At 59.5% G+C, this 13,758-nt stretch carries 13 protein-coding genes and 1 pseudogene; 9 read left to right on the forward strand and 5 right to left on the reverse strand.

Annotated features, from left to right (window positions below):
- Nucleotides 1–545 (reverse strand): hypothetical protein (locus tag NKJ77_RS31890; protein WP_352536340.1); only part of this gene is annotated, 545 nt, incomplete at its 3' end.
- A 569-nt stretch (nucleotides 546–1,114) separates the two neighbouring features.
- Between NKJ77_RS31890 and NKJ77_RS31895 the strand changes: the two genes are divergently transcribed.
- From NKJ77_RS31895 to NKJ77_RS31920, 6 genes are all read left to right on the forward strand, one after another.
- Nucleotides 1,115–1,789 (forward strand): response regulator transcription factor, encoded by a 675-nt coding sequence (locus NKJ77_RS31895; RefSeq protein ID WP_023673600.1) that lies wholly within the window; start codon nucleotides 1,115–1,117, stop codon nucleotides 1,787–1,789.
- Complete coding sequence (locus tag NKJ77_RS31900; RefSeq protein ID WP_352536341.1) at nucleotides 1,776–3,182, forward strand: sensor histidine kinase; 1,407 nt, start codon at nucleotides 1,776–1,778, stop codon at nucleotides 3,180–3,182. Before NKJ77_RS31895 ends, NKJ77_RS31900 begins: the two co-directional genes overlap by 14 nt.
- Nucleotides 3,179–4,282, forward strand: coding sequence for an ABC transporter substrate-binding protein (locus tag NKJ77_RS31905; RefSeq protein WP_023673602.1), 1,104 nt, complete (start codon nucleotides 3,179–3,181; stop codon nucleotides 4,280–4,282). The genes NKJ77_RS31900 and NKJ77_RS31905 overlap by 4 nt, the downstream gene beginning before the upstream one ends.
- A 213-nt stretch (nucleotides 4,283–4,495) precedes the next feature.
- Nucleotides 4,496–5,599, forward strand: coding sequence for an ABC transporter substrate-binding protein (locus NKJ77_RS31910; protein ID WP_023682862.1), 1,104 nt, complete (start codon nucleotides 4,496–4,498; stop codon nucleotides 5,597–5,599).
- Nucleotides 5,600–5,719: 120 nt separating this feature from the next.
- On the forward strand, nucleotides 5,720–7,390 hold the full coding sequence (locus tag NKJ77_RS31915; RefSeq protein ID WP_031202992.1) for an ABC transporter permease: 1,671 nt from the start codon (nucleotides 5,720–5,722) through the stop codon (nucleotides 7,388–7,390).
- The gene (locus NKJ77_RS31920; RefSeq protein WP_023673605.1) at nucleotides 7,383–8,477 is read left to right on the forward strand and encodes an ABC transporter ATP-binding protein; all 1,095 of its coding nucleotides are present in this window, start codon (nucleotides 7,383–7,385) and stop codon (nucleotides 8,475–8,477) included. Before NKJ77_RS31915 ends, NKJ77_RS31920 begins: the two co-directional genes overlap by 8 nt.
- Here the strand turns inward: NKJ77_RS31920 and NKJ77_RS31925 are convergent.
- Entirely contained in the window at nucleotides 8,399–8,761 is a 363-nt protein-coding gene (locus NKJ77_RS31925; RefSeq protein WP_245262725.1) for a glycosyl hydrolase 108 family protein, read from the reverse strand. The genes NKJ77_RS31920 and NKJ77_RS31925 overlap by 79 nt on opposite strands.
- Nucleotides 8,762–8,843: 82 nt before the next feature.
- Here NKJ77_RS31925 and NKJ77_RS31930 point away from each other — a divergent pair, with 82 nt between their 5' ends.
- Nucleotides 8,844–9,437 carry a CatB-related O-acetyltransferase gene (locus tag NKJ77_RS31930; RefSeq protein WP_352536342.1) on the forward strand — a complete coding sequence of 198 codons (594 nt, stop codon included), beginning with the start codon at nucleotides 8,844–8,846 and terminating at the stop codon, nucleotides 9,435–9,437.
- Nucleotides 9,438–9,516: 79 nt separating this feature from the next.
- Nucleotides 9,517–9,738 (forward strand): hypothetical protein, encoded by a 222-nt coding sequence (locus NKJ77_RS31935; RefSeq protein WP_023673607.1) that lies wholly within the window; start codon nucleotides 9,517–9,519, stop codon nucleotides 9,736–9,738.
- A gap of 227 nt (nucleotides 9,739–9,965) precedes the next feature.
- Here the strand turns inward: NKJ77_RS31935 and NKJ77_RS31940 are convergent, their stop codons facing one another.
- Nucleotides 9,966–10,235, reverse strand: coding sequence for a twin-arginine translocase TatA/TatE family subunit (locus tag NKJ77_RS31940; protein WP_352536343.1), 270 nt, complete (start codon nucleotides 10,233–10,235; stop codon nucleotides 9,966–9,968).
- Nucleotides 10,236–10,248: 13 nt separating this feature from the next.
- Here NKJ77_RS31940 and NKJ77_RS31945 point away from each other — a divergent pair.
- Nucleotides 10,249–10,463 (forward strand): annotated as a pseudogene (locus tag NKJ77_RS31945) (ParB N-terminal domain-containing protein); the annotation flags it as partial.
- 77 nt (nucleotides 10,464–10,540) lie between these two features.
- Here the strand turns inward: NKJ77_RS31945 and NKJ77_RS31950 are convergent.
- Together NKJ77_RS31950 and NKJ77_RS31955 are read right to left on the reverse strand one after the other, a co-directional pair.
- On the reverse strand, nucleotides 10,541–10,909 hold the full coding sequence (locus NKJ77_RS31950; protein ID WP_023673611.1) for a hypothetical protein: 369 nt from the start codon (nucleotides 10,907–10,909) through the stop codon (nucleotides 10,541–10,543).
- Between the two features lie 26 nt (nucleotides 10,910–10,935).
- Nucleotides 10,936–13,758 (reverse strand): beta strand repeat-containing protein (locus NKJ77_RS31955; protein WP_352536344.1); only part of this gene is annotated, 2,823 nt, incomplete at its 5' end.

Genomic DNA, 13,758 nt, shown 5'->3' on the forward strand with positions numbered 1-13,758 from the left:
GGAGTTCCTTTCCTGAGCACGCCAGAGAATCCGGGCTCCGTCCAGATCGCCGGGAAATTGATGCCCCCATCGCTGAACCGGTCGGAATCCACCAGGCCAGTCACCAGCCTGAAGGGAAGATCCTCGCGATTGACCGGATGCGTCGCGAAGAGCGACCAGCCGTCTCGATCTGTATGGTCCAGAAGCTGTTGAATTTGATAGCGGCTTGACCGGGAGTGGCAAACGGGCTGCCGGCGAGCTGCCGGCGTGTGGAAGCTCAAAGGCGCTCGGGGGTGGTTCTCAGTGACCGGGTCTGGAATCTGCCAGTCCCAGGAAAAGGTCCCTTTGTCGACGACGACGTCGCACGGCAGGAGGATCATGAAGCCATAGGTCATCGCATCGATAACGGGCGGGCACTGCTTGAGCGTGCGAATGTCGCGGCCGTGGATCGCCGAATAGGCAGTGGCGGGCATTGCGCGCAGCCAATCCGGTAGAGCACCGCGCGCGAGGATCGGGCGTGGCAAATGCTCGATCAACATCGGATCACGTCGGAAAATGACACGCATCGTCGCCTCCCGGCGTTGCGGTACCACGATTGCCGATCACACTCCAAGCGGCGATAAGGTAAGGCAATGCTGCACTAACACCTTGGACAAATTGGCGAGTTTTTCTTCAATTCAGGCGAGACCCAGCCATTTGCTAGGCCAAGCTGTTCCAAAGGCTATCCGGAAGGGCGCAACGCAGTCAACAAACCGCCGCGTCACACATGACCAACGGCACAATCGCCACCAAGACTGCCGCGTTTGCGAGGATAAACGGAGGGCGCTGCCAAGCAACCAGGCAAAAGATGAAAATGACGACGCCAACGACAACAAGATGCAGGCGAAAAGTTCACCGTGTCTTTGCGAGAACGACAGTCGACATCGTAGCTTGCATTTTGTCGTCACGACAATCCGGGCATCCTGTCTCGCCTGATGCGCCCTCGTCGGCCGACAGTGTATGCGCAGATCAAAATGAAGGCAGACGGCATGGCGCAGCCAGTCGTTCGGATGATTGGAAGCTGAACAGCTGATATCCGCAGGTGCTGTCGAGCGCGACACTTGATAGGCTACTGCTTCCGTGCAAATGCTCCGTCATGCGAATTCTCCTCGTCGAAGACACGCACGACGTTGGCGAGGCAATCAGCCGCCGCTTCGAAACGATCGGCCATGCGGTCGATTGGGAGACGGACGGTCGTGCTGCCGCAGAAATCCTCGGTTTCACCAGCTACGATCTCGTCATACTCGATGTCATGTTGCCCGGCCTCGACGGGTTCGAAATCGTTCGAAGGCTCCGGCAGGCAAGAAAGACGACCCCAGTTCTGATGTTGACGGCCCGTTCGGAGATAGAGGACCGCGTTGGCGCGCTCGATATCGGCGCCGACGACTATCTGGTCAAACCGTTCGATTTCCGCGAATTGGAAGCGCGCGCCCGTGTTCTGCTGCGGCGGAAAAGCGGCGAGGCGACCAACATCGTTCAGTGCGGCGATGTCGTGCTCGACCGCGCCAGCCGCTCGGTCCGGGTAGGCAGGCGCGAGGTGCAATTGAAACGACGCGAAATGACGTTGCTTGAGATACTGGCGTCGCGGCCAGGTCGCGTCTTCAGCAAGGATGAACTTATCGATCAGCTTTTTGGGTTTGACGAGCCGGTCAATCAGAACGCGATCGAACTTTATGTCGGCCGGCTGCGCAAGAAGCTGGAAGGCGCCAAGGCGCAGATCGTCACCGTGCGGGGCATGGGATATCAGCTGGCTTCCGATGATACCGGCTGAGCCTTCCCTTTTCACGCGCCTGGCGGTCCGCATCTCGCTGGTGCTGGGCCTGGGCGCGGCTCTTCTGGTGAGTGCGGCGTGGTACTACGCGCGAACCGCCGCCGATGACGCCTATGACCGGCTTCTGCTAGGTGCGGCGATCCAGATGGCGGACAGCCTTACGGTTGAATCCGGTTCACTCATCGTCAACTTGCCGGTATCGGCTTTTGAGCTCCTGGGCCTCGCCAGCCGCGACCGCATCTTCTATCGCGTGATCGATCCTTCCGGCGCGACGCTGACAGGTTATGCCGATCTGCAAACAGAAGTTGATCTGGCAGCAATACACGATGTCCCGGTATTGGAATCGGCGCGTTTTCGCGGCGAACCGGTCCGCATAGCGGTGGTGGCTCGCGCTCTATCCGATCCCGCCGTATCCGGTTGGGCGCATGTCATCGTTGGGCAGACCACGGAAGCGCGCAGTGCGCTCGCGGGGGAGTTGACGCTCAGAGCGACCGTCCTCCTGGTAATCATGAGCATATTGGCATTGGCTGGGGCGATGGTGGCCATTCGCTATTCTCTGCAACCGGTCAAGCATCTGGGAGCGACGCTTCGCCGTCGTGATCCACAAGACCTTACGCCCGTGACAGTCGTCGTCCCGCGAGAATTGCGGCCTTTCGTTACTTCCATCAATTATTTCATGAGTCGGCTCGACGAGCGCGTGAAACTCCTGCAGCGCTTCATCGCCGACGCGGCGCACCAGATCAGAACGCCGCTGACGGCACTTACCGCGCAGCTCGATCTGTTGAGTCAAGCCAAGCTGGACAAGTCGAGCCGCCAGCATCTCGATCGCGTACAGCAGCGCGCCGGCGAACTTGCGCGCCTGACCAACCAGTTGCTCAGCCACGCCATGGTCATCCATCGTGCCGATTCCGTGCAGCTTCAGCCGCACCACCTGGCAGACGTCGCACGGCGCGCTTTCCGTGCGGCGGTTCCGATAACTATCGATCCGGACATCATCGTCTCCTTCGAGGCGCCTGACGATGAACCTGTCGTGCTTGCGGACGCCGTCAGCCTGCGTGAAGCGATCGTCAATATCATCGACAATGCCCTGCGCCACGGAGTGATGTCGCGCCTTGAGGTCAGGGTACGCAGCGACGGTACGCTTGCCCATGTCGAGGTCGAGGATGACGGACAGGGCATTCCGCCGAGCGAGTGGGAGCGAGTCACGCAGCGCTTCGAAACGTCCAAATCTCACGACGGCAGCGCAGGTCTGGGATTCGCCATCGCGTCGGAGGTGGCGGCGGCTCACGGTGGCGCGCTGACCTTTCGCGAGAAAAGCGAGGATGGCGGGAAGCGCACGCAAGGGTTCACCGTCACCTTGACGTTGCCCATCGCCAGAGAGAAGGCAGGATGATAGCGAGAGCATTGCGGGCATTCACTTTACTGGCTGCAATCCTTTTGTGCGTCGATCAGGCGGCAAGAGCTGCTGAAGGAAGCAGCGCATTTTTCCCTTCGCCACAGCCGGAGAAGGATCGACTGTCGATCCACGCCGCGACCGATCTGGTGGCGATGGAACCCCTGATCCGGGACTTTCAGTCCGTTTTCCCCAACGTTGCAGTCGACTATGTTGAATATGTCACCAACGACTTGCAAAAGAGTGCCAGCGAAGCCTGTCGGACGGGCGCGGTGCTGGGCGACATCTTGTTGTCGCCGTCGGTCGACCAACTCGTGAAGCTCGCCAATGACGGCTGCGCGGCGCCGCACGTGTCGGCGGAAACCGCGCATGTCGCCGACTGGGCAAACTGGCGCGACGAAGTATTCGGCTTTACCTACGAACCGGCCGTCTTCGTCTACAACGCCCGCCTCGTGCCGTCCGGCGACGTACCGCGCACCCACATCGAACTCGCCGATCTTCTTAGGCGGCGGATCGATTTTTATCGTGGGCGGGTCGGAACGTTCGACATCCGGCTTTCGGGCATCGGCTACCTATTGGCGTTCAGTGATGCGCGGCAGACGACCGCGGTCTACGGTCGGCTTCTGGAAAGCATGAGCCGAGCGGAAACCGTGGTTCGTTGTTGCACCGCGGAGACCCTTCAGGACGTTGCAAACGGGACCCTGTATATTGGCTACAATATGATCGGGTCATACGCCTATGCGGCGGCCAGGGACAATTCCGACTTAAGGGTCGTTGTCCCGCGGGACTACGCGCTGATACTCAGTCGTGGCGCGCTCATTCCGAAGACGGCACCGAGTATGGCCCTTGCCAAACGATTTCTCGACTACCTTCTGTCAGCCCGGGGACAGAAAGTCGCGAGGGAAAGTTCCTTTTTCTTCGCCGAGAATGGGCAATTGCCTGACGGAGCGGACGGCCCGGAAACACTTGGCGAGTCTGGTATCGCGCGCGCCATTCGCATCGGCCCTGCGTTACTTGCCGTACAGGACGAGGCGCTGCGCCGCCGCTTCATCGAAGATTGGAGCAAGTCGATGATCGGTGCCCAGGGCCAGCGACCGTGACCCCGCAGGATGCCGCTCCAAAATTTCAACAATCTCAGCGATATGTCGATGTGGCCGATCCGGCTGTCGTCGAGAAACTGAGCACGACCCATCGGGCCCAAGTCGGCTGAGCAAACCTCTACATTGCCGTGACAGGTTGGTGACAGGTCAGGATGATACTCGCCTTTTGTGCCTGGAGGAGGTACGATTTAGGCGAACTTGGAGGAGACCTCAATGAAAAATCGTCTTGCGACGATGACGGCCGTGCTTTCGCTGTCAGCCGCTTTCGCGACGCTTGCCCCCGCTGCCGAAATTCCCGCCGGGTATCCGGACAACTACAAGGATCTGGTGGCCGCCGCCACCGCGGAAGGACACCTCAGCATCTATTCGACGACCGATGCGGCGCTGGTCCAGCCCTTGCTCAAGGATTTCGAAGCAGCGTTCCCCGGGATTGCCGTAGAATATTCCGACCTCAATTCGACCGAACTCTACAATCGCGTCATTGCCGAAACCGCTTCCGGCCAAGGCACGGCGGATGTCGCCTGGTCTTCGGCTCCGGATCTGCAGATCAAACTTGCCGCAGACGGTTATGCGCAGGAGTACAAATCCGTCGAGGCGGCTCACGTTCCGGCCTGGGCGTCGTATAAGGGCATGATCTATGGTGCCACAGCCGACCCGGTGACTTTCGTCTACAACAAGCGTCTCGTGCCTGAAGGCGATGTTCCCGCAAGCCACGCCGATCTGCTCAAGCTGATGACCGGCAAGACCGCCGATTACGACGGCAAGATCGCGTCCTACGATCCGGAAAAGTCCGGGGTCGGCTTCTATTTCTACAACCAGGACGCCAAGACCTGGACCGATTCCTGGGCGCTCAACAAGGCTTTTGGCAAGGCCCATATCAAGCTCTACAGCTCCGCCGGCTCGATGATTGAGAAGGTCACGTCTGGCGAACATTCCATCGCCTACGGCATCTTCGGCTCGTATGGCCTCGCCAAACAGGCCAAGGACGAGAACCTTGGTGTGATAATCCCCAAGGATTATGTTTTAGTGACCACCCGCGCCACGGTCATTCCAGCGGAAGCCAAGGATCCCAATGCGGCGAAGTTGTTCGTCGACTATCTGCTGTCGGCGCGCGCGCAGAAGCTGATCGCCAACGACATCAAGCTCTATGCCGTTCGTGATGACGTTGAGGGGGCAACCACGCTGGCGTCCATAAAGGCCGCTGCCGGCGAAAATGTTCATCCGATCGCGCTCGACGACAAACTGCTCGAAGGCCTGGACGAGACGACACGGCTGGCGTTCCTCAACGAGTGGCAGAAAGCCATGAAGGGCGAGTAATCGCCTGATCGGGAGTGCCGCCACAATCGGCTCTTCCGCCTTTCTTGCTGTTAAGAACCATCGGAACGGCGCGCTTGCGCTCTTGCTAGCGGACGGCCCCCGGCTTTGTTCGAGGCGATCATGCCCTTCCGCGTCTTTCGTGTCAGCACCAATCTCCTCGCCATCCTGGTGGTGTTGGCGCCGGTAACGCTGATCATCTACCAGAGTTTTCTGTCCGGCCCGTTCTTCCAGAAGACCGCGCATCTGTCGCTGAAGGCTTATAGCTTCATCCTTGCAGATGCGGATTTCTGGCTGGCGCTGACGACTTCGCTCAAGCTCGCGGTGGGGATGACATTGATCGCCGTTCCGGTGGGAATCCTGCTGGCGTTCATCATCGTGCGTACCGACGTGCCGGGCAAGCGCTGGCTGGAGCCGATCATCCTCATCCCGGTGTTCATGTCGGCGGTAGTGCTGGCCTTCGGCTATGTGATGACGTTGGGACCAGTCGGCTTCGTCTCGCTGGCGGTCAAGTCGGTGATTGGCTACGTGCCTTGGAATGTCTATTCGGTGACATCGATCGCGATTATCGCCGGGCTCACCCATGTCCCGCATGTCTATCTCTATGCGTCGGCGGCGCTGCGCAATGTCGGCGCCGACCTGGAAGAGGCGGCACGTATCGTCGGCGCCGGCCCCTGGCGCGTCGCCGCCAGCGTGTCGCTGCCCATGGTGATGCCGGTGGTGCTTTATGCGGCGGTTCTAGTGTTCTTCCTTGGTTTCGAACTTTTCGGCCTGCCACTGGTGCTTGGCGATCCGGAAGGGGTGTTGGTTCTCGCCACCTATCTCTACAAGCTCACCAACAAGCTCGGGGTTCCTTCCTACCAGTTGATGGCCGTAGTGGTGGTGGCGATCATCATGATCGCGCTTCCGCTGGTGGTGCTGCAGCGCTACATGCTGCGCAATGCCAGCCGCTATGTGTCTGTCAAGGGCAAGGGCAGCCGGCACAACCCCATTCGGCTGGGCGCGCTTCGCTGGCCGGCCTTCGCGCTCGTAGTGGCATGGTTCGCGGCCACGGTGATCATACCGGTGGGCGGCGTCGCAATTCGCTCGCTGGTGACAAGCTGGGGCGTCGGGGTGAACATCTTCGAGGTGCTGACGTTAGATCACTATCGCGATCTCGCTGACTATCCGAATGTTGTCAGCGCCATTGTCAACACGGTCGGTGTTGCGGTCATCGGCGGTGCGGCTTCGATCGCGGCCTATACCGCCGTGGCACTCGCCGGTCACCGCTCGAACGCACCCCTGACCAAAGTCGTCGACTACGTGGCCATGATACCGCGGGCGATGCCGGGTATTGTGGCTGGCCTCGCCATGCTGTGGATCTTTCTGTTCTTCAAGCCGATCGCGCCCCTGCGTGCCACGATGATCTCGGTGTGGCTTGCCTATACCATTGTCTGGTTCGCCTATGGCATGCGACTGATTTCCGGAACGCTCCTGCAGATCGGCAAGGAACTCGAGGAGGCCGGCCGGTCAGTTGGCGCCAGCGAAGGCCGGGTCGCCAGGGACATCACGCTGCCGCTCATCCGTGGCGGGATGTTCTCGGCCTGGCTGCTGATCTTCCTGATCTTCGCGCGTGAATATTCGACCGGCGTTTATCTGCTCGGGCCGGGAACCGAAGTGATCGGCTCGCTCATGGTTTCCCTGTGGGGCACCGGCGCGATCGATCTGGTCTCCGCTCTCGCCGTCATCAACACCGTCATCATCGTAACCGGTCTCGCCGTAGCGATGCGCTTTGGAGTCCGCCTCAATGACTGACATCATCATAGACGGCCTGCGCCTCAGTTACGGCACCCTCGAGATCCTGAAAGGTGTGTCCTTCTCGGTCGAACCAGGCCAGATTGTCGCCTTGCTTGGCGCCTCCGGGTCCGGCAAGACGACGCTCTTGCGAGCGGTCGCCGGTCTGGAAACACCCAACCGCGGCAAGATACTGCTCGGTGACAGGCCGCTTTTCGACGCGGAGCAGAACATCAATCTGGCGCCGGAAACGCGCGGTCTCGGGCTGGTATTCCAGTCCTATGCGCTGTGGCCGCACCGGACGGTGTCGGAGAATGTGGGTTATCCGCTGAAGCTGCGCAAAGTGTCTCGGGCGGATCTTGCCAGCCGCGTCCAGAAGGCTTTGGACAGCATAGGCCTCGGCAAACTAGGTGAGCGCTATCCGCACCAGCTCTCCGGCGGGCAGCAACAGCGCGTCGCGTTGGCCCGCGCGCTGGTCTACGAGCCGAACGTGATCCTGCTCGACGAGCCGCTGTCCAATCTGGACGCCAAGCTGCGCGAGGAAGCGCGGATCTGGTTGCGTCGCCTCATCACCAATCTCGGCCTATCGGCACTGTGCGTCACCCATGACCAGGTCGAAGCGATGGCGCTCGCCGACCGCATCCTGCTGCTCAATGGCGGCCAGATCGAACAGGACGGAACGCCCAAACAAATCTACAACAGGCCGAAGAGTCTGTTTGCAGCAGAGTTTATGGGCGCCAGCAATCGCCTTGACGGCGTGGTCGCCGCCATCAAGGGCAACCGTGCGGAAATTGTCGCGAACGGCATCCATCTCGTGGGCAGTGCTCAGGAGGAGCTGACCGTCGGCACCAAAGTCACCGCACTCGTCCGGCTTGAGCGGGTGACGTGGTCCGGGAAGGACGGCCCGGGGCGTATTGCCATGACCTGCGTCGAGAGCCTTTTCCTCGGCGACCGGCACGAGGTGATTTTCGAAGGCAATGACCTGACGGTCCGGACTTATTCCCGCGATGCCCTTCCGTCCGGCCAGTACTACGTTGAATTCCCCGTCGAGGACCTGATGGTTTTCGCGGCGGAACGCGGGAGCCGAACGCTGGGCACGACCAAGTAATTTGATGCGGGCATTGAAGTTCGACCACCCGCTACCGCGAACGGCGACCACAAAAATTCCGCCGGGAAGAAGAAGCCGTTCGCGGCAACGAGCCGGTCGTAAATCTCGTTCAGCTCGTCGGTCGTGACGCTTTTGACCGAGCGCTTTGTCTGGCCCTTGCCGACCCAGCAAGCGTCATAGACGCGCTGGGTGACGCCCTTCAATGTTGGGCCACCAGGATCATTCTTATTGTTTTGAATAGTCGCCTTCGTGCGCGAGCACCTTGGCAAGCGATTCCTTCTCACGGGAAACTGCCATTACAATTCCTCTTGGGTTGTGTTGATGCGTGTTTTCCGGCTATGCCATTCGGCAGAGGCGGATCGAAGAATGTCGGCTATTTCGAAGTGGATTCGGGACGCACGTGCGAAAATGCCCGAGCATGTTTCTGTCGGCCGCCACACCTATGGCGTCACTTGGCGGAAGGTGCTTTTCCCAACTAGTGAATCTCCCCTAGACGTGGGGAGCTTCTGCTCAGTTGCTGGCCAAGTCCTCTTCATGTGTACTGGTCAACACCAGACAAAGAGTGCCACTTCATTCCCGATTTATAGCCGCCTCCTGAAGCAGCCTGAGCCGATACCCAACGCCGGAAAGCCTGGAGGCATTACGATTGGCAACGATGTTTGGATTGGCCACGGCGCCATCATATTGCCAGGCGTGACCGTTGGCGATGGCGCCGTTGTGGGTGCCGGCTCCGTGGTCACCAAGTCTGTCGAGCCGTATTCAATAGTCGCCGGCAATCGTGCACGAGTCATCCGCAGTCGGTTCCCTACTGATGTCATTGCACAGTTGCTGGAAATAAAGTGGTGGCTATGGGAAGAAGATAAGATCAAGAGCGAGGCAGCTATTCTCACCGGTCCGATCGAGACTTTCATTGCTAAGCACGCGACCAGAACCAAGTCGGTGTCGAGTCGGAAGGTCTAGCGATCTGGGCCATCGGCGCGATGCGATGTCGTCACGCCTGAACCTTCCTGGGAACAAGGGATTGGTGTAGAAACGATCGATGAGAAATTTTACGCTGAAATTGCTCTACCAGTATGATGCCTATTTCGCGGGGCTGGCTGCAGCGGCGACCGGCCTATCTGCCTACAGATTGGGTGCCGGATACTGGCTCTCAGGCATTGCCGCGCTGGCTATTTTCCTGTTCGTCGCCATAGCGGTTGACCAATATTTTCTCTGGTCATTCGATAATTACCGCGACCGGCAAAACAGCAGGACCAGATAATCATCAGGCCCAAGCCCCTACAACAAATGGGTTGTGGAGCAAAATTAGGTATTGCTGGGCGGCCGAAAGGACTTGGTCGGGTACATCGCCTACGGCGACAAGGAATTATACCACCGCGGCGTAGGCGCGAAGATGATTGCAGGATGGAGCGCTCGGACCAGGCTGAGGGCATCCGCATCGTCACTGTAAACTTCCGAAATCACCAGCGATCCGATTGAATGTCTTCATCATCGCCCCTGGCGATGCATGACTTTTGGAAGCTCCTCTGGCCCGAAAACAACCAGCGCCACCACAAAGATGACCACCAGGTGGGGGATGCCAAATCCGAACATCGGTTCGTCCTCTCGCGCACATCGCCGGTAGCGACAATCTCTCCGCGGTTTTGCGACCGATCCGGTTGAACGCCTCGATCGACACCGCCAAGCCCGGTCATCAAACCGCTCGCATGGGCCATTCCACCATGAGGCCGCGCGATTGCCGTTCATATTTCGGGCCATGTGGACCGCCCGTCAACCCCTGCAAAACCTTGTGGTGAAGCCGGAGCTTGACGGCGAAAGTGCGGAAACCGGCTTCCATTTAGTCAGCATCTGGCGAAGGCCGCAGGGTCGAGCAGTTGCTTCGCGTAAAAACGCAAGCAGATCAAGATGACCGAACCGATCCGCTGTGTCATCGACACCGTGAACGATCCGCACGAAATCAGCCTCGATGAGAATATCACGCGCGAGGTAACCAGCTTCAGGTGTTGTTCGTTCATCCGACGATTTGAGCAGTGGACGGGGTGACGCGACTTGATCCCTTCCGGTCAGTTCATGTACTCGACCATGCGGTCGTGGAAGCACTCGCACTTGTTGAGGGTGTCTTCGTCCTTGTAGTTCGTCTTGAGATAGCCATAGGCCATGCCGCAGGCGACCTTGGCTTCCGACGCCCAGATGAAGGCGGGGCGGGACGAATTGATCCATTCCGAGCTGTTGGCGACGGCCACCGACTCGTCCATGAGCTTCACCACCTCGGTCTTGAGATCGACGATGTTGTCGTTCAACACCAAATTCGACGTGCCGACGGTCCGGCAATAGTCGGCCACCGGCCCTTCGATAATGTCGGCGGCCTGAAGTCCTGTCGCGCATATCGACAGCAGCCCGGCCCCGAAAGCCACTCGCAAAACTCTGTTCATGCTCCTCACCCCGTCCCTTTCGCCCCTTAGGCCACGTCCGTCTTGGTGCCGTGGCTGTCATCGTAGAGAATTTTGACCGCATCGGCGGCGCTGTGGAATGTGTAGTTCTCCAGCACGGCGACCGTATGATAGTTGTCGCCGCCGCCGTCGGTATCGACCTTGACCTCGGCATTGGCCGCATTGGCCGAGGACTGCGCGATCTCCACGAAGCCGCCGCCTACGAGATCGGTGACGCCAGCCAAGCCTTTGAGCAACGAGGAAAGATCAAGCTGGTCGCCATCGTGGAAGTCTGCGATCAGGTCGGCTACCTCGAGCGAGCCGATGGTGAAGGTCCTTGTGCCATCGGAGGCAACGGACGTTTCCACGGGCGCAACAAGTGAGGTGTTGAGTTCGACCTCGATATAGTTGCCGGTCGTGCCGTCGGCCAGCTGGAAGGTGCCGTTGCTTGCCACGGCCTGCCCATCGATTTCGCCGACAGCGGAGGTCGTTGTCGTGCTGATCGAAGTAATACCGTTATCAGCAAGGTGTGACAATTCCCCAGAGTCACTGATGCCGTTGGCGTTGGCGTCCTTCCAGATCAGCAGGCTGCTGAAGGCATCGTCATATTGATCGATGACGCCGTCATGATTGCTGTCGAGCGATGCAAGTGCCGCCGCGCCGCTGGCGAAATGGCCGCCGCCGAAACTCGGCGTAAACAGCTCGGTGCCATCATCGATCTTGCCGTTATGGTTGAGGTCGATCGCCAGCATGCCGTCGTTCGAGGTGTTCCAGGCAACTTGGTCTTTGGTTCCGTCACCATTGATGTCAAACTGGACGCCATGGCTGACGTCGGAGAAGGCGAAGCCATCATGGTTCAGATCGAGGATAATCGGATCGACCGATCCGCCGATCAGGGTGTTCAGGTTCGCTACCGTGACGTTCTGGAGATCGACCAGTGCTCCTACGCCGGCATTGGTGGTTGTCTGGGTATAGACGAACGTATGATTTACGCCCGAGATGGTTGCCGTGAATGCGAGCGTCGCCCCGGCGTTTCCGATGTCTGTGCCCATGAGATATTGGACAGCCGCCGCGAGAGCTGCGGTTGAGGTGATAGCCAACGGCGAGCCGCCGGCATCTGTTCCGAAGAAACTGGCGATGCCGTTGGTGACCGAATGAGATTCCACTGTATCTCCGCCGATCGTCAATACGGAGTCTCCTGCTCCGTCGACAAGGCCGGCGGTGGCGGCCACCAGAGTCCCTGGCAGGGCCAACTTGTCGGTCCCGGCGACGAAGTCAGTGATGATGTCATAGCCGGTGATCGTCCCGGCGTTGCCGGTTCCGCCTATAACGGGTGTCGAATCCCCAGTCCCGATCAGGAAGGTGTCGGCGCCGGCGCCGCCCGTCAGGAAATCGTTGCCGCCCCGTCCGATAATGATGTCGTTTCCACCGCCACCGGACAGATGATCGACACCGGACGTACCATAGATTTGGTCGGCCAATGTGGCGTCGCCATTCACCGTGATGCCGGGATCGCCCGGATCATGCGAGAAGAAGGAGAAGCTGACCGAGCGCGCCTGGTAATTGCCACCACTATTGTCGAAGTAAGACAGCGTCCATGAGTCGCCGGCTGTAGGTGGGTGTGCGATCAAATAGCTGGCAAGCGTCGTGGAGGTGGCGTTGCCGCTGCCGTCCAGAAGGAAGATATGGTCGTAGTCGACAGTTGCCTTCATCAGGCCGGTGGCCGGATCGTAGAACCAGCTCTGTTCGAATGTTCCGGCGGTCAGATCGTCTTCGACAACGGCGAACCGGTTCGTACCGATCCTGATCTCAACCTGAACTTCCTGCTCACGGTGCGATCCTGCACTGCTGTCTCCGAATACGCCAGGATTACGCTCGTTCAACGGAATGGGCGTATTAAAGGGCGACTCTTGAAAGTCGGTATAGACCACCAGAGTCGCACCATGAGGATCGGCGGTTATGGCGTTTACCGTGGCTTGGGACAGGGCCAGGGTCGTGACCTGATCATTTCCCGACGTCAGAGGACTGTTGCCACTGCCTACCTGCGCAGTATCGCTGGGCAGACTGGTCGGCGGTACTTCATGAATGCCGACCGTTTGGGTGACATGGGCAGTGCCGTCATAGACATCCAGCGACAGGCTCTTGTTGACAGTATCGGTTACCGTGGCGGTTGGTGTGTAGACCAGGTTACCCAGCAGGTTGATGCCACCGGACGGATTGTAGAGCACGGTGCCGGTTGTCAGGGCGACATAGGTCACGCCGTTGTAGTAGAACACCCCAGTCGGGATCGTCCCTGTTGCGGTGACGATCAGGTTGTCGCCATCCGCATCCGTCGGGATCGAGACCAGCAGCGGATATCCATTGGGATAAGTCGGCGTGCCAAGGGTCTGCTGCCCCGGGTCGCTCGACATCCAGTTCTGGGTGCTGGCAACAACCGGTGCATCGTTGACGTCCGTCAGGTTGATGGTCAATGTCGTCGTCGACAAGTCGCCGTCGCCGTCCTTGATTGTGTAGACGAACACGTCCGTGGTGTTCGCGTTAATGCTGTGAGCCGTCGACTGGTAGGTGTAGGAGCCGTCGACGTTGAGGTGAAGCGTGCCGTGCAGGCCCACAATGTCGGTGTTGACGCCACCCGATACTGCTGTCGTGGTGTTGCCGCCCGCCGCCCGTACCCCATCGATCGTGGCCCCGTCGGCGCCGGCGACGTCATTGACGAGCACGCCTGCCGCCGCCAATACGGTGAGCAAAGCGCCCTCGTTGACATTGCCGGTATCGGCATGCGCCGTCGGCACGTCGTCGATGATGTTGATGACCAGGTTGCCGGCCGGTGCGCTGTCGCCGTCAGTGTCGGT

The sequence above is a fragment of the Mesorhizobium sp. M0052 genome, assembly GCF_040323255.1.
GTDB lineage: Bacteria > Pseudomonadota > Alphaproteobacteria > Rhizobiales > Rhizobiaceae > Mesorhizobium.

Coding starts and splice junctions, on each gene's coding strand:
- NKJ77_RS31895 (WP_023673600.1), top strand. CDS start 1,115: ATGCGAATTCTCCTCGTCGAAGACACGCACGACGTTGGCGAGGCAATC.
- NKJ77_RS31900 (WP_352536341.1), top strand. CDS start 1,776: ATGATACCGGCTGAGCCTTCCCTTTTCACGCGCCTGGCGGTCCGCATC.
- NKJ77_RS31905 (WP_023673602.1), top strand. CDS start 3,179: ATGATAGCGAGAGCATTGCGGGCATTCACTTTACTGGCTGCAATCCTT.
- NKJ77_RS31910 (WP_023682862.1), top strand. CDS start 4,496: ATGAAAAATCGTCTTGCGACGATGACGGCCGTGCTTTCGCTGTCAGCC.
- NKJ77_RS31915 (WP_031202992.1), top strand. CDS start 5,720: ATGCCCTTCCGCGTCTTTCGTGTCAGCACCAATCTCCTCGCCATCCTG.
- NKJ77_RS31920 (WP_023673605.1), top strand. CDS start 7,383: ATGACTGACATCATCATAGACGGCCTGCGCCTCAGTTACGGCACCCTC.
- NKJ77_RS31930 (WP_352536342.1), top strand. CDS start 8,844: ATGTCGGCTATTTCGAAGTGGATTCGGGACGCACGTGCGAAAATGCCC.
- NKJ77_RS31935 (WP_023673607.1), top strand. CDS start 9,517: ATGAGAAATTTTACGCTGAAATTGCTCTACCAGTATGATGCCTATTTC.
- NKJ77_RS31940 (WP_352536343.1), bottom strand. CDS start 10,235: ATGGCCCGAAATATGAACGGCAATCGCGCGGCCTCATGGTGGAATGGC.
- NKJ77_RS31950 (WP_023673611.1), bottom strand. CDS start 10,909: ATGAACAGAGTTTTGCGAGTGGCTTTCGGGGCCGGGCTGCTGTCGATA.